Genomic DNA, 18,512 nt, shown 5'->3' with positions numbered 1-18,512 from the left:
AGCCCAAACTATGTTTTGGGCTTTTTTATTGCTATATAGTCTAAACTGCACTATATTAGTTACATGCAAGAAGCGTTTCTACATTATATTTGGAAACATAAAAAGTTTGATGTGTTGCAAGCTCAAACAACACAATACGAAAGTTTAACTATAACTTCAGTTGGGCAACATAATCATAATTCTGGACCAGATTTTTTTAATGCTCAAATACGAATAAGCGAGCAGCTTTGGGCAGGAAATGTAGAGATACATATAAATTCTAGCGATTGGTTTGTGCATCATCACGAACAGGATAAAGCTTACGATAACGTAATTTTACATGTGGTTTATAATCACGATACGGATATTTTTAGGAAAGATAATTCGGTATTACCAACTTTAGAGCTGAAAAACTATATTTCTAAAGACATACTATCTAATTACAACAACTTACTTTCTACATCTGAAAAGTGGATTAATTGTGAAAATGAAATAGCTTTAATAGAAGATTTTATTATTGATAATTGGCTGGAACGTTTATACTTTGAAAGGCTAGAAGATAAAACCAACGTTATACAACAGCTTTTAGAAACATCTAACAACGATTGGGAAGCGGTGTTGTTTAAGCTGTTAGCTAAAAACTTTGGATTAAAAGTTAATGGCGAAGCATTTTTTAGTATGTCAAAATCTTTCGATTTTTCTGTGGTTAGAAAATTATCATCAAAACCAGACGAATTGGAAGCTTTGTTTTTTGGCCAATCTGGATTATTTAATAAGGTTTCAGAAGTTCCGTACTTTCTTGAGCTATCTTCAAAATATAATTTTATAAAACAAAAATTTGGGTTGTCTAACGAGTCGGTTTTACCATTAAAATTTTTTCGGTTACGTCCTAAAAACTTCCCAACCATAAGGCTGTCTCAATTAGCTATGCTTTACAGTATACATCAAGGATTGTTTTTTAAACTAATTGAAGCAAAGGATAAAAAGAGTATTTACGAGATATTTAAAACAGGAACATTACCATTTTGGGAAACACATTATACGTTTCAAAAAGAATCAAAAGCCACTCAAAAAAACTTATCAAAATCTTTTATAGATCTTTTAATTATTAATACGATAATTCCTTTAAAATTCACTTATAATCAATCCGTTGGAAAAAATAATAACGAAGCCATATTAAAGCTAGTAAGTCAAATAAAACCAGAAAAAAACCAAGTTATTACAGCTTTTAGTAAGTTGCGTCCTATGGCAAATTCAGCATTACAAACACAAGCATTGTTGCAGCTTAAAAATAAGTATTGTAATTATAATAAGTGTTTGCAATGTGCTATTGGCAATACGTTAATTGCAAAATAAACCGTTTCTTTGTAGTATGAATATTTTTTACAAAGCATTACTGTACTTTCAAAAAAGAGGCTATTACGTTTGCCAACGTATTGCCGACCGTTTAGGTATTCGTGCTAAAGTTGTAAGAACATCTTTTTTATACTTAACATTTGTAACCTTAGGTTTTGGGTTTGCCCTGTATTTGTTTATCGCGTTTTGGATGCGAATAAAAGACTTAATCTATACAAAACGCACATCGGTTTTTGATTTATAACATTTATGAATAATACTTTCTTAAAACTTTTTAAGTCTCGAATTTACACGGCAATATTGTTATTGGGTTGTGTGCTTGTAATAGGTGTTTTTGGCTATCGTTTTATGTCGGGATATTCCTGGGTAGATTCGCTTTACATGACGGTTATTACCATTACAACAGTTGGTTTTGGAGAAGTGCAACCACTCGACGAATACTCAAAAGTATTTACCGTATTTTTAATATTAGCCAGTGTTGTTATTGTAGGTTTTGCTATTAGCGTGATTACCGAATACATTTTAAGCAAGAATAATTTAGAAGAATTAAAGCAAAAAAAAATGCAAAAGAAAATAGACCAATTAAACAATCACATTATAATTTGTGGTTATGGCCGTAACGGAACGCAAGCAGCAAGAAAGCTATTGGCTTATAATAAAGCTTTTGTGGTTATAGAAAAAGATAAGGAACTAATAGATAGATTTACCGATGATGATATGCATTTTATTCATGGCAATGCCAATGACGATGAAACCTTAATACAAGCAGGCGTTAATAGAGCAAGTACTTTAATTTGTGCTTTACCAAACGATGCCGATAACCTTTTTGTGGTGCTTTCGGCAAGACAATTAAATAAAAACCTGTGTATTATTAGTCGAGCATCGCAAGAGACCTCTTATAAAAAATTAAAATTAGCAGGAGCAGATAACGTAATTTTACCAGATAAAATAGGTGGCGATCACATGGCATCGTTAGTTGTTGTGCCAGATTTAATAGAGTTTATAGATAATTTATCTATCGTTGGTAAATCAAACATAAATATAGAAGAGATTGAAGTCGAGAAACTCTATAATGTAGCAGAGGTAAAAACGATTAAAGATTTAGATCTAAGGCGAAAAACAGGCTGTAACGTAATAGGCTTTAAAGATGGCGAAGGCGATTACGTAGTAAACCCAGAAGCCGAAACACAATTAGTACCCAAATCTAAGATTATTGTGTTAGGTCGTCCAGAGCAAATACAAAAGCTAAATACAGTGTATAACATAGATTAGTAACTTCCCATTTTAACGCCAGATGTTTTAATAACTCATTTTTTTTTAGCATCTTGTCGACTTTAACAATTTATTTTCTAAAAACTAACTAAAAAATAACATAACAATGAAGAGATATCTTCTTACTTTTTTTACCGCAATTTTACCTTTTTTAACGTTTGCTCAAGAATCAACTTCCGAGAAGTTTGACAGACTTTTTAAAGACTATACAGGTTGGTTTGTAGATGCTATTTTTTATGAAATCCCTTTTTCAGAAACCTTTCAAATTCCTTGGGTACTCATCGTTTTAGTAGGTGGTGCGCTATTTTTCACCTTTTATTTTAAACTTATAAATATTACAGGATTTGGAACTGCTGTAAGGGTAGTACAGGGTAAGTATGAAGACATTGAAAAACATGGAGCCGATACACTTTATGGGGATCCCACTCCTAATGAAGATCACAATATTATAGAAACCCTAAGAGATGATAGTGCACATGGCGAAGTGTCGCACTTCCAGGCTTTAACCGCAGCATTATCGGCAACTGTTGGATTAGGAAATATAGCCGGAGTTGCCGTAGCTTTATCTATAGGTGGACCAGGAGCAACCTTTTGGATGATTATTGCTGGTTTATTAGGAATGGCTTCTAAATTTGCTGAGTGTACTTTAGGTGTAAAATATAGAGATGTTGGCGAAGACGGTACCGTATACGGTGGGCCAATGTATTATTTATCAAAAGGATTAAAAGAAAAAGGAGCTGGAGGACTTGGTAAGATTTTAGCTGCCGTATTTGCTGTTTTTGTTATTGGAGGTTCTTTTGGTGGTGGAAATATGTTCCAAGCCAACCAAGCTGCAGCACAGTTTACTAAGCTTTTTAATTTTGAAAGCGATAATGCAGGAATGTATTTTGGTTTTGTAATGGCAGGTCTTGTAGCAATTGTTATTATTGGAGGAATTAAACGTATTGCCTCTGTAACAGAAAAAATAGTACCGTTTATGGCGGGTATTTATGTATTAGCCGCATTAATTATTTTAGGCGCTAACTTTACTTTAATCGACGATGCTTTTGGTTTAATTTATGACGGTGCATTTACAGGTCTTGGTATTGCCGGAGGTCTTGTTGGTGTAATGATTCAAGGAATTAGAAGAGGGGCCTTTTCAAACGAAGCCGGGGTTGGTTCTGCAGCAATTGCACACTCCGCTGTACGTACAAAATATCCTGCTTCTGAAGGTATTGTAGCGTTATTAGAGCCTTTTGTCGATACCGTTGTAATCTGTACTATGACAGCATTAGTAATTGTAATTACTAATTTTGATGGTGGATTTATGGAGTATGGTGTAGAGATTAAAGAAGGTGTAGAAATAACAGCAAGTGCTTTCGATACTGTTATTCCTCATTTCTCAGTGATACTTACAGTAGCCGTTATATTATTTGCCTTCTCTACTATGATTTCATGGTCTTATTATGGGATGCAAGGATGGGCTTATTTATTTGGAAAAGGAAAAATAACCGATTTAATCTATAAATTTCTTTTCTTAATTTTTGTAATTGTTGGAGCATCTATTAGTTTAGGAGCAGTAATAGACTTCTCTGATGCTATGATTTTTGCTATGGTTGTGCCTAATATAATAGGTGTCATTATGCTATCTCCAGTAATTAGAAAAGAATTAAAAAAATACATGAATGCTATTAATAAGAAAGAAGACGCTCTAGAAGATGGAGCCGAAGACTTGACTAAGCATATGTAATAAAGTTTTATGAAAAATATAAAATCCCATTTCAAGTTTACTAATCAACAACGAAATGGGATTTTTTTGTTGATATTCCTTATTATAGTTATTCAATTGGTGTATTCATTTGTGAGTTTTACTCCTGAAAAGTTACCTAATGTAACTAATTTTGAAGACCTTGAAAAAGAGATCGACTCGCTTAAAAAAGTTGCCAAAGAAAACAACAAACCCAAAATTTATCCTTTTAACCCGAATTACATTACAGATTATAAAGGGTACGTTTTAGGGATGAGTAATCAGGAAATTGATAGGCTTCATAAATTTCGATCAAAAAATAAATGGGTTAACTCGGCTAAAGAATTTCAGCAAGTCACCAAGGTTTCTGATTCCCTGTTAAAGACAATCTCTCCATATTTTAAATTTCCAGAATGGGTTACAAATCCCAAGCCCCAAAAAACTTACAGGAATAAAAATAGTTTACCAAAAACCTTTAAAGAGAAAATCGATTTAAACCAAGCCACAGCAAGTCAACTTCAAAAAGTGTATGGCATTGGTGAGGCATTAAGTAAGCGAATTGTAGATTATAAAGTTAAAAACAACGGATTTATAGCCGACGTGGAATTACAAGAAGTCTACGGGTTGCAAGACGATGTTATTGCAAGAGTTTTAGAGCATTTTACAGTTAAAACACCTAAAACGATTCAAAAAATAAAACTGAATACAGCAACAAGAGACCAATTAGTGTTAATTCCATATATTGATTATGAAGTCGCTCATAATATTTTAGAACAAAGAACGCTACGGGATGGATTTAAGTCTTATGAGGAATTGTTGAAAGTTGAGGACTTTCCTTTAAATAAATTTGATATAATTAAGTTATATTTGACCCTATAACTAAGAATAATTAAATTTTTATATATGAATAATATGTACTTCACAGAAGAACATGAATTATTTAGGCAAAGTTTTAAAGAGTTTTTGCAGAAAGAAGTCGTACCACACATCGATAAATGGGAAGAAACAGGAACCGTAGAACGATTTATTTGGAAGAAGTTTGGCGACATGGGAATATTTGGATTAGTATATCCAGAAGCCTATGGCGGTATGGGATTAGATACATTTTACACAGTCATTCTTTTAGAAGAGCTACAAAAAATAAATTCAGGTGGTTTCGCAGCCAATATTTGGGCACATACTTATCTAGCCATGACGCATGTTAATGCCGAAGGAAGCCACGAGATAAAAGAAAAATACCTAAAACCAAGTATTACAGGCGATAAAATAGGTTGCTTGTGTATTACAGAGCCTTTTGGAGGTAGTGATGTAGCTGGTATGCGAACAACAGCTGTTAAAGAAGGCGGTTCTTATATTATTAATGGTTCAAAAACATTTATAACTAACGGCGTATATAGTGACTATTTAGTGGTAGCAGCCAAAACAAACCCAGAGCTAGGAAATAAAGGAATAAGTATCTTTATTATGGATAGAGATACACCAGGAATATCGGCAACTAAGTTAGATAAGTTAGGATGGCGTGCTTCAGATACAGCTGAAATCGCTTTCGATAATGTAAAAATTCCAGCATCAAATTTAATGGGAGAAGAGGGAAAAGGCTTCCCTTATATTATGCAGCACTTTGCTTTAGAAAGGTTAATTATGGGAGTTAATGCTCACGCTAGAGCAGAATATGCCTTGAACTATGCAAAACAATATATGAGCGAGCGTAAAGCTTTTGGTCAAACCATAGATAAGTTTCAGGCATTACGACACAAATTTGCAGAATTATATGCCGATATGACCATGTGTAAAACCTTCAATTATACTGTAGCCGATAGATTAAACAAGGGAGAATATGTTGTAAAAGAAGCTACCATGTCTAAGCTAAAATCTACTGCAATGGCCGATGAGGTTATTTATAATTGCTTACAGTTTTTAGGAGGTTATGGTTATATGGAAGAATATCCTATGGCAAGAATGCTTCGCGATAGTAGGTTGGGGCCTATTGGAGGCGGAACCTCTGAAATTCTTCGTGAAATTATCGCCAAAATGGTGATAGACGAAAAAACATATAAACCGGCAAAATAAATTAGTTTAGCGTTTTAGCGAAAATACCAATCTATTATTGCCAAAATGGGACTAGATAATAAAGAATATAAAACAACAATATAACTTATTTATGGCTTCAAAAAACAAGAACATAAGTTTATTAATTGTATTAATCGTAGCTTTTGGTTTTTCGAGTTATTCTCAAATTGAATTAAGAAATAAAATTGTCGATTCAATTTTAGACTATCCCATAGAAAGTGCTAGTGTGTATGTTCAAAATACCACCATTGGTACTGTAAGTAATATTGATGGTAAGTTTGTGTTGCAAGTGCCTAGTAAGCATGCAAAAGATACTTTAGTTATCTCTACAATTGGATACAAAAGCTACAAAACACCTGTTGATGAGTTTGATAATCAAGCCATAGTTTATTTGGAAGAAGATGTCGCTTCTTTAGATGAGGTTTTAATTGTTGCCGATCCACGCCCCGAAACCGGAAACGAAGTAGTGCTAAAAGCGCTAGAAAAACTTCAAGAAAACATGCCCGATTCGGCTTATATTCAAAAAGGATTTTTACGACATAAAGAACGAAATACTAAAGAATTTAAATGGCTTATAGAAAGCGCCATATCGGTTTACGATTCTGGTTTTACTTCTCCTAGTAGCGAGTATTTAAAAGTAAATGTAGATCAAATGCGTAAAAGTTACGACTTGCGCGATGTAGATAGCTTATTTACCTATTATACATATTTAAAAAATACAACAGGGAATAAAACCTTAAAAGCTGAAAACTTAAAACGTGACACCATTCCAACATCTAGGCTAACAAAAGCAATTAAATGGAACGATACACGTGTTAATGGCCTGCCAAATCTTTTTAAAGGAAAGCTTAACCTAGTTAGAAACTCGAAAGAAGAAGACGCCCTTTTTGGTGAAGATATTTTAGACAAACACTTATTTGGGATTGATACAATTCTAGTCGATAACGATAGGAAGATTTACAAAATTCAAATAGCGAAAGGAAACGAGTATGTTGGCTTAGATACAGAAGGCATTTATAACGAAGGTTATTATCCAAAAGGTTGGATGTATATCTATTGGGATAATTATGCGATTAAAAAGATAGAGTATGAATTAGTAGCTGCTTCACCAGCGCAAAAAAGCCGTAGTAAAACACTCTTTGGAACACAAACCAATCATAAACTAGTTATAAATTACATGGCGTATAACGATAAAATGTACCCTAGTTATATGTATTATGAAACACCTAAACTAGTTAATGTAGGCTATAAGCCCAAAGGTAAAATGAATAAAGAAGAAGAAAAACGTTATAATAAAGAGGAGCGTTATTACTATACGGTACAAGAAATATTATTTTCAGAAGTTATAGAAGATAAGGAGAAAATTTCTGAAGCATTAAGCAAAGATTGGGACGCCGATATTTTTTCGCCAAAGCCTTACAATAAAGAATTCTGGAAAGGGTATAACATTCTTTTAGAGAGCGAAGAAGACGAAAAATTAATTCAAGACTTAACCAAAAGATCTAAACTATATAAAGATTAACTAATTATTTTAAAATAACAGTTGCACGTATAAAAAAAGAAAGTATATTTGCACACCGAAATTTTAAAAGAGAGGAGGTTAAGGCACTATGTTAATAATACCGATAAAAGAAGGAGAAAATATAGATAGAGCGCTAAAGCGTTTTAAGCGTAAGTTCGATAGAACAGGAGCAAAACGTCAATTGCAAACACGTAAGCAATTTACAAAACCTTCTGTCGCAAGAAGAGCACAAGTACAAAAAGCACAGTATATACAACAACTTAGAGATCAAGAAAACATCTAAGTTTAGCTTTTAAAAAAAATAAAAATCCTGCAATTTGCAGGATTTTTTTATGCGTAAAAGTTAAAAGTTTTTAAGAAAGTAGCGATTTATCGTTTATGTGGCTTAGCCAATGTCATAACAAAACTGTATATTTAACCTAATAATACAATGTAGAAATGCCTTTTCAATCCTTTTTAGACTACTTATTACTAGAAAAAAAATACTCTAAGCTTACAGTGAAAGCTTATAAAACCGACTTGGAGAATTTTTTAGCATTTCTAAAAGAAAACTTCGATACAAATAATATGGTTGAAGTTAATTATTCGCAAATACGAAGCTGGATTGTTCTTATGGTAGAAGAAGAGATATCAAACCGTAGCATTAACCGTAAAATATCAGCTTTAAACTCCTATTATAAATTTTTGCTAAAAATAGGCGAAATAACATCCAACCCGTTAGCCAAACATAAAGCGCTAAAGACTAGCAAAAAAATACAAGTCCCTTTTTCCGAAGCCGAAGTCGCAACTGTTCTAGATGAATTACACTTTGATGACGATTTTGAAGGCTTACGCGATCGCTTAATAATAGAGTTGTTCTATTCAACAGGTATGCGTCGTATTGAATTAATCGAAATGAAATTGTCTTATTTAGATTTACCCAATAAAATGTTAAAGGTTGTAGGAAAGCGAAATAAAGAACGTTATGTACCATTACTAGGTAAAGTAATAGAAACCATAAAACTATACCTCAAGAAACGCGAAGCATTAAATAAAATACAAGATTCAGACCATTTATTTTTAACCAAAAATGGCGTTAAAATTTATGAAACTCTTGTTTACAGAACAATTAATGAGTATTTTAGTAAAGCGTCGGCAAAGGTTAAAAAAAGCCCACATATATTAAGGCACTCCTTTGCAACGCATTTATTAAATCAAGGAGCCGATTTAAATGCTGTTAAAGAGCTTTTAGGGCATTCTAGTTTAGCTGCTACGCAAGTATACACACACAATAGTATTGCCGAGCTAAAAAAAGTCTATTTAAGTGCCCATCCAAGAAGTAATAAATAGCATTAAATCTTATGTCTAACCCTAAAACAATTAAAAGTATGAAAGTAAACACGCAGTCAGTCAATTTTTCTGCCGATAGAAAGTTGATAGATTTTATTCAAAAGCGAATGGATAAGTTAGATTTGTTTTACGATAAGATAATTCAATCAGATGTTTATTTAAAAGTAGAAAACACTAGCGATAAAGAAAATAAAATTTTTGAAGCAAGAGTTAGTGTACCAGGAGATAGCTTAATTGTAAAGAAACAATGCAAAAGTTTTGAGGAAGGAACAGATATGGCTGTAGCCTCATTAGAAAGGCAATTAAAAAGACGAAAAGGCAAGCTAAAATCTTATTTGTAAAATTTTAATGAAAATTTTTTAAAAAATGTTTTGAATAAGAAAATAAATATATACATTTGCAGTCCGTTAGAAATAGCGGGCTTTTTTTAGGTAAAAAAAGTCAATAAAAAAGCCGATGTAGCTCAGCTGGCTAGAGCAGCTGATTTGTAATCAGCAGGTCGTGGGTTCGAGTCCCTCCATCGGCTCTAAGTTCTAAGAAATACTGAATTATACCAAACATTGGGGAGATACTCAAGCGGCCAACGAGGACAGACTGTAAATCTGTTGTTTTTTAACTTCGCAGGTTCGAATCCTGCTCTCCCCACAACAATTTCCGTGAAAACGGAAATCTCAAAAAAAAATAAGAAATTATTTTAATTGAGAATTGCGGGAGTAGCTCAGTTGGTAGAGCGTCAGCCTTCCAAGCTGAATGTCGCCGGTTCGAACCCGGTCTCCCGCTCTAAACTTTTGAGTGTCGTTTAAAACTTCAAAGCGAAACTTTGAGCTTTAAACTTTGAACTTTTAAGCCGGTGTAGCTCAGGGGTAGAGCGTTTCCTTGGTAAGGAAGAGGTCACGGGTTCAAATCCCGTCATTGGCTCTGCTAGGAATAAATTTTGTTTTTACACTAATATTATTATATAACTAAGATTAAATTTTACAAACATGGCAAAGGAAACTTTTGATCGTTCCAAACCGCACTTAAATATAGGTACAATTGGACACGTAGATCACGGTAAAACAACTTTAACTGCAGCTATTACTACAGTATTAGCTAACGCAGGTTTATCTGAGCAAAGAGATTTCGATACTATCGATAATGCTCCAGAAGAAAAAGAAAGAGGTATTACAATTAATACATCTCACGTAGAATACCAAACAGCTAACCGTCACTATGCACACGTTGACTGTCCAGGTCACGCCGATTACGTAAAGAACATGGTAACTGGTGCTGCGCAAATGGATGGCGCTATCTTAGTGGTAGCTGCTACAGATGGTCCTATGCCACAAACACGTGAGCACATCCTTTTAGGACGTCAGGTAGGTATTCCTCGTATTGTTGTTTTCTTAAACAAAGTAGATTTAGTAGATGACGAAGAGCTTTTAGAGCTTGTTGATATGGAGGTGAGAGATTTATTATCTTTCTACGAATACGATGGTGACAATGGTCCTGTAATTTCTGGTTCTGCTTTAGGTGCACTTAACGGTGAGCAAAAATGGGTGGATACAGTAATGGAATTAATGGAAGCTGTTGATAACTGGATTGAAGAGCCAGTACGTGATACAGATAAAGATTTCTTAATGCCAATAGAGGATGTGTTCTCTATTACAGGTCGTGGTACAGTAGCAACTGGACGTATCGAAACTGGTGTTGCTAACACTGGAGATCCTGTAGAGATCATTGGTATGGGAGCTGAAAAATTAACATCTACTATTACAGGTGTTGAGATGTTCCGTAAGATATTAGATAGAGGTGAAGCTGGAGATAACGTAGGTATCTTATTAAGAGGTATTGAGAAAACAGATATCCGTCGTGGTATGGTAATCTGTAAGCCAGGTTCAATTACTCCTCACTCTAAATTTAAAGCAGAGGTTTATATCCTTAAGAAAGAAGAAGGTGGTCGTCACACACCATTCCATAACAACTACCGTCCACAGTTCTACGTACGTACAACTGACGTAACAGGTAACATTAACTTACCTGATGGAGTTGAGATGGTTATGCCAGGAGATAACTTAACTATTACTGTTGATTTAATTCAACCAATTGCACTAAATCAAGGTTTACGTTTTGCAATCCGTGAAGGTGGTAGAACAGTTGGAGCTGGTCAGGTAACTGAGATTTTAGACTAATTATAAGTTTAATATATAAGTTAAGGTGTTTCGATAAGTCGAAATGCCTTGACTTGTATTTACGGGTTTAGCTCAGTTGGTAGAGCACTGGTCTCCAAAACCAGGTGTCGGGAGTTCGAGCCTCTCAACCCGTGCAAATAAAGAAATACAATGGCTGGAATTGTAAAATATATTAAAGAATCTTTCGAAGAACTAAAGCACCATGTTACATGGCCAACTTGGTCTGAAGCTCAAGGCTTAACAGTGTTAGTAGCGGTGTTTTCAATTATTTTCTCCTTAGCAATCTGGGGAGTAGATACGGTTTTTAGTAAGGTTGTTGGTTTTTATTTTAAATGGATTAACGGTTAGAATATGTCTGAAGTGAGCGAGAAAAAGTGGTATGTTGTAAGAGCTGTTAGTGGTCAAGAAAATAAAATAAAGACCTATATAGAGAACGAAATTGCTCGATTAGGTTTAGAAGACTATGTAGACCAAGTTTTAGTTCCAACGGAAAAGGTCATCCAAATCCGTAATGGAAAGAAAATAAATAAGGAAAAAGTATATTTTCCAGGTTACATTATGATACAGGCTAACTTAACTGGTGAAATACCACATATTATTAAGTCTGTAACAAATGTTATTGGATTTTTAGGTGAAACCAAAGGTGGTGATCCAGTACCTTTAAGACAATCTGAAGTAAACAGAATGTTAGGTAAGGTAGATGAATTAGCAGTAGAAGCCGATGTGAATGTAGCGATACCTTACAAAGTAGGTGAAACTGTAAAAGTTATCGATGGACCTTTCAACGGATTTGACGGTACCATTGAAAAAATAAACGAAGAAAAGCGTAAGCTAGAAGTTATGGTGAAAATTTTTGGAAGAAAAACACCATTAGAACTAAGCTATATGCAAGTAGAAAAAGTATAATAATTGTTACATGATATAGATGCAACCTTTGCTTCCACAATTAAGGCTTGTATCAAATTAAATTAATTAAAATGGCAAAAGAGTTAAGTAAAGTAGTTAAACTACAAGTTAGGGGAGGTGCCGCGAATCCTTCGCCACCGGTTGGACCCGCTTTAGGTGCCGCAGGAGTTAATATCATGGAGTTCTGTAAGCAATTTAACGGAAGAACCCAAGATAAACAAGGTAAAGTATTACCAGTTGTGATTTCTGTTTATTCAGATAAATCATTCGACTTTGTAATCAAAACGCCTCCTGCTGCTGTACAATTATTAGAAGCGGCCAAGGTGAAGAAAGGTTCAGGAGAACCTCATGTAAAAAAAGTAGCTAAAGTTTCTTGGGATCAAGTTAGAGCCATAGCTGAAGATAAAATGCAAGATTTAAATGCATTTACAATCGATTCTGCCATGAGAATGGTAGCTGGAACAGCAAGATCTATGGGGATAACTGTAAAAGGAGGTGAAGCCCCTAATTAATCTAAAAAATTATTAAATGGCAAGATTAACAAGAAAGAAAAAGGAAGCTTTAGCAAAAATAGAAAAAGGAAAACTTTATTCTATCGCTGAAGCATCTGCATTAGTAAAAGACATCACAAACGCCAAGTTTGATGCCTCTGTAGATTTAGCAGTTCGTTTAGGAGTAGATCCTAGAAAAGCTAATCAAATGGTAAGAGGTGTTGTAACATTACCACACGGTACAGGAAAAGACGTTAAAGTTTTAGCATTAGTAACGCCAGATAAAGAGGCCGAAGCTAAAGAAGCTGGAGCAGATTACGTAGGTTTAGACGAATACCTTGATAAAATTAAAGGTGGTTGGACAGACGTAGACGTTATAATAACCATGCCAAGTGTTATGGGTAAATTAGGACCTTTAGGACGTATTTTAGGACCAAGAGGATTAATGCCTAACCCAAAAACAGGTACGGTAACTATGGATGTTGCTAAAGCAGTAAACGATGTGAAGTCTGGTAAAATTGACTTTAAAGTTGATAAAACCGGAATTGTACACGCCTCTATAGGTAAAGCATCTTTCGATGCTGAAAAAATAGCAGGTAACGCAAACGAGTTATTACAAACATTAATGAAACTTAAACCAACTGCTGCAAAAGGTACTTATGTAAAGAGTATTTTTATGTCTAGTACAATGAGTCCTAGTGTAGCTGTAGATACTAAAAACTGGTCGGTTAAGTAGTTAAAACTTTTATTATGACAAGAGAAGAAAAATCACAAGTAATTGAAGACCTAACTGCACAATTAGCCGAATCTGCTAATATTTATTTAGCCGATATCTCAGGTTTAGATGCAGCAAGTACTTCAAACTTAAGACGCGCTTGCTTTAAAGCAAACGTAAAACTAGCAGTAGTTAAAAATACCTTGCTTGCAAAAGCAATGGAATCATCAGAAAAAGACTTTGGCGATTTACCTTCTACACTTAAAGGTAACACCTCAGTAATGTATTCTGAAACTGGAAATGCTCCAGCAAAAGTAATTAAGAATTTCCGTAAAAAGTCCGATAAACCACTTTTAAAAGGTGCTTTTATCGAAGAAGCTATTTACTTAGGAGACGAACAACTTGATACTTTAGTTGAGATCAAATCTAAAGAAGAAGTTATTGGTGATATCATTGGTTTATTACAATCTCCAGCGAAGAATGTTATTTCAGCACTTCAATCTGGCGGTGGCAAATTAGCAGGTATCTTAAAAACATTATCCGAAAAAGAAGGATAAACCAAAAGAGTACGCACTTTTTACACAATTATATTTAAATTAAAAACACACATTAAAACGATAGAAAAATGGCAGATTTAAAAGATTTCGCAGAACAATTAGTTAACTTATCAGTAAAAGAAGTTAATGAGTTAGCTGATATTTTAAAAGAAGAATACGGTATTGAGCCTGCAGCTGCTGCTGTAGCTGTTGCTGGTGGCGCTGCTGCTGGTGGTGGTGAAGCTGCTGAAGAGCAAACTGAATTTGATGTAATCCTTAAAGCCGCTGGTGGTTCTAAATTAGCAGTAGTAAAATTAGTTAAAGAATTAACTGGTTTAGGATTAAAAGAAGCAAAAGGTTTAGTTGATGACGCTCCAAGCCCAATCAAAGAAGGTATTGCAAAAGACGAAGCAGAAGCTTTAAAAACTCAATTAGAGGAAGCTGGTGCAGAGGTTGAGCTTAAGTAAGCTTAACAACCCAAAACTTTAAAGGTTTAGGTCTATCCCAAAAGCGGGATATGACCTAGACCATTTTGCGTATATAAAAGTAAGTGTACGCGCATTCATTTTTTTTAATCTAAATTCCGTCCATTGATGTTAGCAAAACAAGCTGAAAGATTAAATTTCTCTTCTATTATCAATAGAACAGAATATCCAGACTTTATGGATATTCAGATTAAATCCTTCCAGGATTTTTTCCAGTTAGAAACTAAATCTGAAGAAAGAGGAAACGAAGGGCTTTACAATACCTTCATGGAAAATTTCCCAATAACAGATACCCGTAATCAGTTCGTATTAGAATTTTTAGATTACTTTGTCGACCCTCCAAGATATACCATAGAAGAATGTATAGAAAGAGGACTTACCTATAGCGTGCCACTTAAGGCTAGACTTAAATTGTACTGTACAGACCCTGAACATGAAGATTTCGAAACCATTGTCCAGGATGTGTACTTAGGAACAATTCCTTACATGACACCTAGTGGAACATTTGTTATTAATGGAGCAGAACGTGTTGTAGTATCGCAATTACACCGTTCGCCAGGAGTTTTCTTCGGACAATCTTTTCACGCAAATGGAACCAAGTTGTATTCTGCCAGAGTTATTCCTTTTAAAGGATCTTGGATTGAATTTGCAACAGATATTAACAGCGTAATGTATGCTTACATCGACCGTAAGAAAAAATTACCTGTAACAACATTATTTAGAGCCATAGGCTTTGAAAGAGATAAAGATATTCTTGAAATCTTTGATTTAGCAGAAGAAGTTAAAGTCTCTAAATCTGGATTAAAGAAAGTTTTAGGACGCAAATTAGCCGCTCGTGTACTTAACACATGGCACGAAGATTTCGTAGATGAAGATACAGGTGAAGTAGTATCTATCGAACGTAACGAAATAGTTCTTGACCGTGATACAGTCCTAGACAAAGATAATATTGAAGAAATCCTTGAAACAAACGTAAAAACAATTCTTTTACATAAAGAAAGTGCACAGCAAGGAGATTATGCCATTATTCATAATACACTTCAAAAAGACCCTACAAACTCTGAGAAAGAGGCAGTAGAGCATATTTACCGTCAATTACGTAATGCCGAGCCGCCAGACGAAGAAACGGCGCGTGGTATTATAGATAAATTATTCTTTAGTGACCAACGTTACTCTTTAGGTGAAGTAGGTCGTTACAGAATGAACAAAAAATTAGGTCTTGATATCGGTATGGACAAGCAAGTGCTTACCAAAGAAGATATCATTACCATTATAAAATATTTAATCGAGCTTATAAACTCTAAAGCAGAGATTGATGATATCGACCACTTATCTAACCGTCGTGTACGTACAGTAGGTGAGCAGTTATCATCTCAATTTGGTGTTGGTTTAGCTCGTATGGCACGTACTATTCGTGAGCGTATGAACGTTCGTGATAACGAAGTGTTTACACCAATAGATTTGATTAACGCGAAAACCTTATCGTCAGTAATTAATTCATTCTTTGGTACAAACCAGTTATCTCAATTTATGGATCAAACCAATCCATTAGCCGAGATTACTCACAAACGTCGTTTATCAGCTTTAGGGCCAGGAGGTCTGTCTCGTGAAAGAGCAGGTTTCGAGGTTCGTGACGTTCACTATACACACTATGGACGTTTATGTCCTATTGAAACACCAGAAGGTCCAAACATTGGACTTATATCATCACTTTCAGTTTATGCGAAAGTAAACTCTATGGGATTCATTGAAACACCTTATAGAAAAGTAGAAGATGGTGTTGTAGATATTAAAGGAAAACCAATTTACCTTAGTGCAGAGGAAGAAGAAGAGCAAATGATTGCGCAAGCTACTGTAGAAGTAGATGACGATGGAAAGATTGTACACGATAAGGTAATTGCCAGAATGGAAGGCGATTTTCCAGTAGTAGAACCAAACCAAGTGCACTATACAGATGTTGCACCAAATCAAATTGCTTCTATTTCTGCATCGTTAATTCCGTTCTTAGAACATGATGATGCCAACCGTGCGTTAATGGGATCTAACATGATGCGTCAAGCGGTACCATTATTGCGTCCAGAAGCACCTATTGTTGGAACTGGATTAGAACGTCAAGTAGCATCAGATTCTAGAGTATTAATTAATGCTGAAGGCGATGGTGTTGTAGAATATGTTGATGCTCAAAAAATCACTATCAGATACGATAGAACAGAAGACGAAGCTAAAGTAAGCTTTGATAGCGAAACTAAAACATATCCTCTAGTTAAGTTTAGAAAAACTAACCAAGGAACTTCAATTAACTTAAAACCTATTGTAAGAAAAGGCGATAAAGTTAAAAAAGGTGAAGTATTATGTGAAGGTTACGCTACGCAAAAAGGAGAAGTTGCCTTAGGAAGAAACATGAAAGTAGCTTTCATGCCTTGGAAAGGGTATAACTTTGAGGATGCGATTGTAATTTCAGAAAAAGTAGTACGAGAAGATATCTTTACATCAATCCATATTGATGAGTACTCACTAGAAGTAAGAGATACAAAATTAGGTAACGAAGAGCTAACTAACGATATACCAAACGTTTCCGAAGAGGCTACAAAAGACCTTGATGAAAACGGAATGATTCGCGTTGGTGCCGAAGTTAAGCCTGGCGATATCTTAATTGGTAAAATTACACCTAAAGGAGAAAGCGATCCAACACCAGAAGAAAAGCTATTACGTGCTATCTTTGGTGATAAAGCAGGAGACGTTAAAGACGCTTCTTTAAAAGCATCACCGTCATTAAATGGTGTTGTAATCGATAAAAAACTTTTCGCTAGAGCAATAAAAGACAAGCGTAAAAGAGCTAAGGATAAAGAAGATATAGCACAATTAGAGCAAAAATACGAAGTGAAATTCGACGAGTTAAAATCTGTCTTAGTCGATAAACTTTATGCCATTGTAAATGGTAAAACCGCTCAAGGTGTATTTAACGATTTAGGAGAAGAAGTTTTACCAAAAGGTAAAAAATATACTCAAAAAATGTTAAACTCTGTTGATGATTATACACACCTAACAACAGGAACGTGGACAACAGACGATTATACAAATAAATTAGTTGCCGATTTAATTCACAACTATAAAATTAAAGAAAACGACTTACAAGGAGCTTTAAGACGTGAGAAGTTTACTATTTCAGTAGGAGATGAGTTACCATCAGGTATCATCAAATTAGCAAAAGTTTATATTGCTAAAAAACGTAAACTTAAGGTAGGAGATAAAATGGCAGGACGTCACGGTAACAAAGGTATTGTGGCACGTATTGTAAGAGATGAAGATATGCCGTTCTTAGAAGATGGAACACCTGTAGATATTGTATTAAATCCATTAGGGGTACCATCTCGTATGAACATTGGTCAGATTTATGAAACTGTACTAGGTTGGGCAGGTCAAAAATTAGGACGCAAATATGCAACACCTATTTTTGATGGTGCCACATTAGACCAAATTAACGGCTTTACAGACGAAGCTGGTATTCCAAGATTTGGTCATACCTATCTTTACGATGGTGGAACAGGATCACGTTTCGACCAACCAGCAACTGTAGGTGTTATCTACATGTTAAAACTAGGCCATATGGTTGACGATAAAATGCACGCGCGTTCAATTGGACCATACTCGCTTATTACACAACAACCATTAGGTGGTAAAGCACAATTTGGTGGTCAGCGTTTTGGTGAAATGGAAGTTTGGGCATTAGAAGCTTATGGTGCATCTAGTACTTTAAGAGAAATATTGACCGTGAAATCTGATGATGTTCTTGGTAGAGCTAAAACATACGAAAGTATTGTTAAAGGAGAGCCAATGCCAGAACCAGGATTACCAGAATCTTTCAACGTATTAATGCACGAATTGAAAGGTCTAGGTTTAGACATCAGATTAGAAGAATAATACATCCTTTTAACTCCTAAAGTTAATTCTTTA

The 18,512-nt window shown here is 34.7% G+C and carries 18 protein-coding genes and 5 tRNA genes; all 23 read left to right on the top strand.

What is annotated here, in order from left to right; translation table 11 throughout:
- The first annotated feature begins 63 nt into the window (after positions 1-63).
- The 23 genes from R3L15_RS08675 (at position 64) to rpoB (ending at position 18,479) form a co-directional block, all read left to right on the top strand.
- The gene (locus tag R3L15_RS08675; RefSeq protein WP_338731151.1) at positions 64-1,335 is read left to right on the top strand and encodes a DUF2851 family protein; all 1,272 of its coding nucleotides are present in this window, start codon (positions 64-66) and stop codon (positions 1,333-1,335) included.
- 16 nt (positions 1,336-1,351) lie between these two features.
- Positions 1,352-1,579: a PspC domain-containing protein gene (locus R3L15_RS08670; protein ID WP_125468160.1), complete on the top strand. Its 228-nt coding sequence runs from the start codon at positions 1,352-1,354 to the stop codon at positions 1,577-1,579.
- A 5-nt stretch (positions 1,580-1,584) separates the two neighbouring features.
- A complete protein-coding gene (locus R3L15_RS08665; RefSeq protein ID WP_338731150.1) occupies positions 1,585-2,607 on the top strand; it encodes a potassium channel protein in 1,023 nt (340 codons plus the stop codon).
- 106 nt (positions 2,608-2,713) lie between these two features.
- Positions 2,714-4,336, top strand: coding sequence for an alanine/glycine:cation symporter family protein (locus R3L15_RS08660; protein WP_338731149.1), 1,623 nt, complete (start codon positions 2,714-2,716; stop codon positions 4,334-4,336).
- Between the two features lie 9 nt (positions 4,337-4,345).
- Complete coding sequence (locus tag R3L15_RS08655; protein ID WP_338731148.1) at positions 4,346-5,212, top strand: helix-hairpin-helix domain-containing protein; 867 nt, start codon at positions 4,346-4,348, stop codon at positions 5,210-5,212.
- Positions 5,213-5,236: 24 nt separating this feature from the next.
- The gene (locus R3L15_RS08650) at positions 5,237-6,403 is read left to right on the top strand and encodes an acyl-CoA dehydrogenase family protein (RefSeq protein WP_338731147.1); all 1,167 of its coding nucleotides are present in this window, start codon (positions 5,237-5,239) and stop codon (positions 6,401-6,403) included.
- Between the two features lie 91 nt (positions 6,404-6,494).
- Positions 6,495-7,925: a carboxypeptidase-like regulatory domain-containing protein gene (locus R3L15_RS08645; protein WP_338731146.1), complete on the top strand. Its 1,431-nt coding sequence runs from the start codon at positions 6,495-6,497 to the stop codon at positions 7,923-7,925.
- Between the two features lie 88 nt (positions 7,926-8,013).
- The gene (gene rpsU / locus R3L15_RS08640; protein WP_338731145.1) at positions 8,014-8,208 is read left to right on the top strand and encodes a 30S ribosomal protein S21; all 195 of its coding nucleotides are present in this window, start codon (positions 8,014-8,016) and stop codon (positions 8,206-8,208) included.
- 155 nt (positions 8,209-8,363) lie between these two features.
- Positions 8,364-9,254, top strand: coding sequence for a tyrosine-type recombinase/integrase (locus tag R3L15_RS08635; RefSeq protein WP_338731144.1), 891 nt, complete (start codon positions 8,364-8,366; stop codon positions 9,252-9,254).
- 38 nt (positions 9,255-9,292) lie between these two features.
- Positions 9,293-9,595 carry a ribosome hibernation-promoting factor, HPF/YfiA family gene (gene hpf, locus R3L15_RS08630; RefSeq protein ID WP_125468168.1) on the top strand — a complete coding sequence of 101 codons (303 nt, stop codon included), beginning with the start codon at positions 9,293-9,295 and terminating at the stop codon, positions 9,593-9,595.
- 111 nt (positions 9,596-9,706) lie between these two features.
- A tRNA-Thr gene (locus R3L15_RS08625) sits at positions 9,707-9,780 on the top strand.
- 36 nt (positions 9,781-9,816) lie between these two features.
- A tRNA-Tyr gene (locus tag R3L15_RS08620) sits at positions 9,817-9,899 on the top strand.
- Between the two features lie 62 nt (positions 9,900-9,961).
- A tRNA-Gly gene (locus R3L15_RS08615) sits at positions 9,962-10,034 on the top strand.
- 66 nt (positions 10,035-10,100) lie between these two features.
- Positions 10,101-10,172, top strand: a tRNA-Thr gene (locus R3L15_RS08610).
- 65 nt (positions 10,173-10,237) lie between these two features.
- Complete coding sequence (gene tuf / locus R3L15_RS08605) at positions 10,238-11,425, top strand: elongation factor Tu (protein ID WP_338731143.1); 1,188 nt, start codon at positions 10,238-10,240, stop codon at positions 11,423-11,425.
- Between the two features lie 61 nt (positions 11,426-11,486).
- Positions 11,487-11,559, top strand: a tRNA-Trp gene (locus tag R3L15_RS08600).
- A 16-nt stretch (positions 11,560-11,575) separates the two neighbouring features.
- Positions 11,576-11,773: a preprotein translocase subunit SecE gene (secE, locus tag R3L15_RS08595; RefSeq protein WP_338731142.1), complete on the top strand. Its 198-nt coding sequence runs from the start codon at positions 11,576-11,578 to the stop codon at positions 11,771-11,773.
- A 3-nt stretch (positions 11,774-11,776) separates the two neighbouring features.
- Positions 11,777-12,331: a transcription termination/antitermination protein NusG gene (gene nusG / locus R3L15_RS08590; protein WP_125468171.1), complete on the top strand. Its 555-nt coding sequence runs from the start codon at positions 11,777-11,779 to the stop codon at positions 12,329-12,331.
- Between the two features lie 71 nt (positions 12,332-12,402).
- Positions 12,403-12,843, top strand: a complete 441-nt coding sequence (rplK, locus tag R3L15_RS08585; protein WP_125468172.1) for a 50S ribosomal protein L11 — start codon at positions 12,403-12,405, stop codon at positions 12,841-12,843.
- Between the two features lie 16 nt (positions 12,844-12,859).
- Positions 12,860-13,558, top strand: coding sequence for a 50S ribosomal protein L1 (gene rplA, locus R3L15_RS08580; protein ID WP_125468173.1), 699 nt, complete (start codon positions 12,860-12,862; stop codon positions 13,556-13,558).
- A 14-nt stretch (positions 13,559-13,572) separates the two neighbouring features.
- Positions 13,573-14,094, top strand: a complete 522-nt coding sequence (gene rplJ, locus R3L15_RS08575; protein ID WP_338731141.1) for a 50S ribosomal protein L10 — start codon at positions 13,573-13,575, stop codon at positions 14,092-14,094.
- A 68-nt stretch (positions 14,095-14,162) separates the two neighbouring features.
- Positions 14,163-14,540, top strand: a complete 378-nt coding sequence (rplL, locus tag R3L15_RS08570; protein ID WP_125468175.1) for a 50S ribosomal protein L7/L12 — start codon at positions 14,163-14,165, stop codon at positions 14,538-14,540.
- A 126-nt stretch (positions 14,541-14,666) separates the two neighbouring features.
- Entirely contained in the window at positions 14,667-18,479 is a 3,813-nt protein-coding gene (gene rpoB / locus R3L15_RS08565; RefSeq protein ID WP_338731140.1) for a DNA-directed RNA polymerase subunit beta, read from the top strand.
- The last annotated feature ends 33 nt before the right edge of the window (positions 18,480-18,512 follow it).

Source organism: Mangrovimonas cancribranchiae, assembly GCF_037126245.1.
Taxonomy (GTDB): domain Bacteria; phylum Bacteroidota; class Bacteroidia; order Flavobacteriales; family Flavobacteriaceae; genus Mangrovimonas; species Mangrovimonas cancribranchiae.
The sequence above is the reverse complement of the archived record's forward strand: the minus strand, read 5'-3'. Positions and strand labels throughout refer to the sequence as shown.

Bases quoted from the DNA above. Each gene is read 5' to 3' on its own strand.
- rplJ (WP_338731141.1), top strand. From the start codon at position 13,573: ATGACAAGAGAAGAAAAATCACAAGTAATTGAAGACCTAACTGCACAA.
- hpf (WP_125468168.1), top strand. From the start codon at position 9,293: ATGAAAGTAAACACGCAGTCAGTCAATTTTTCTGCCGATAGAAAGTTG.
- rplA (WP_125468173.1), top strand. From the start codon at position 12,860: ATGGCAAGATTAACAAGAAAGAAAAAGGAAGCTTTAGCAAAAATAGAA.
- R3L15_RS08635 (WP_338731144.1), top strand. From the start codon at position 8,364: ATGCCTTTTCAATCCTTTTTAGACTACTTATTACTAGAAAAAAAATAC.
- R3L15_RS08675 (WP_338731151.1), top strand. From the start codon at position 64: ATGCAAGAAGCGTTTCTACATTATATTTGGAAACATAAAAAGTTTGAT.
- R3L15_RS08665 (WP_338731150.1), top strand. From the start codon at position 1,585: ATGAATAATACTTTCTTAAAACTTTTTAAGTCTCGAATTTACACGGCA.
- rplK (WP_125468172.1), top strand. From the start codon at position 12,403: ATGGCAAAAGAGTTAAGTAAAGTAGTTAAACTACAAGTTAGGGGAGGT.
- R3L15_RS08645 (WP_338731146.1), top strand. From the start codon at position 6,495: ATGGCTTCAAAAAACAAGAACATAAGTTTATTAATTGTATTAATCGTA.
- nusG (WP_125468171.1), top strand. From the start codon at position 11,777: ATGTCTGAAGTGAGCGAGAAAAAGTGGTATGTTGTAAGAGCTGTTAGT.
- rpoB (WP_338731140.1), top strand. From the start codon at position 14,667: ATGTTAGCAAAACAAGCTGAAAGATTAAATTTCTCTTCTATTATCAAT.
- rplL (WP_125468175.1), top strand. From the start codon at position 14,163: ATGGCAGATTTAAAAGATTTCGCAGAACAATTAGTTAACTTATCAGTA.
- R3L15_RS08650 (WP_338731147.1), top strand. From the start codon at position 5,237: ATGAATAATATGTACTTCACAGAAGAACATGAATTATTTAGGCAAAGT.
- R3L15_RS08660 (WP_338731149.1), top strand. From the start codon at position 2,714: ATGAAGAGATATCTTCTTACTTTTTTTACCGCAATTTTACCTTTTTTA.
- secE (WP_338731142.1), top strand. From the start codon at position 11,576: ATGGCTGGAATTGTAAAATATATTAAAGAATCTTTCGAAGAACTAAAG.
- R3L15_RS08655 (WP_338731148.1), top strand. From the start codon at position 4,346: ATGAAAAATATAAAATCCCATTTCAAGTTTACTAATCAACAACGAAAT.
- tuf (WP_338731143.1), top strand. From the start codon at position 10,238: ATGGCAAAGGAAACTTTTGATCGTTCCAAACCGCACTTAAATATAGGT.
- R3L15_RS08670 (WP_125468160.1), top strand. From the start codon at position 1,352: ATGAATATTTTTTACAAAGCATTACTGTACTTTCAAAAAAGAGGCTAT.
- rpsU (WP_338731145.1), top strand. From the start codon at position 8,014: ATGTTAATAATACCGATAAAAGAAGGAGAAAATATAGATAGAGCGCTA.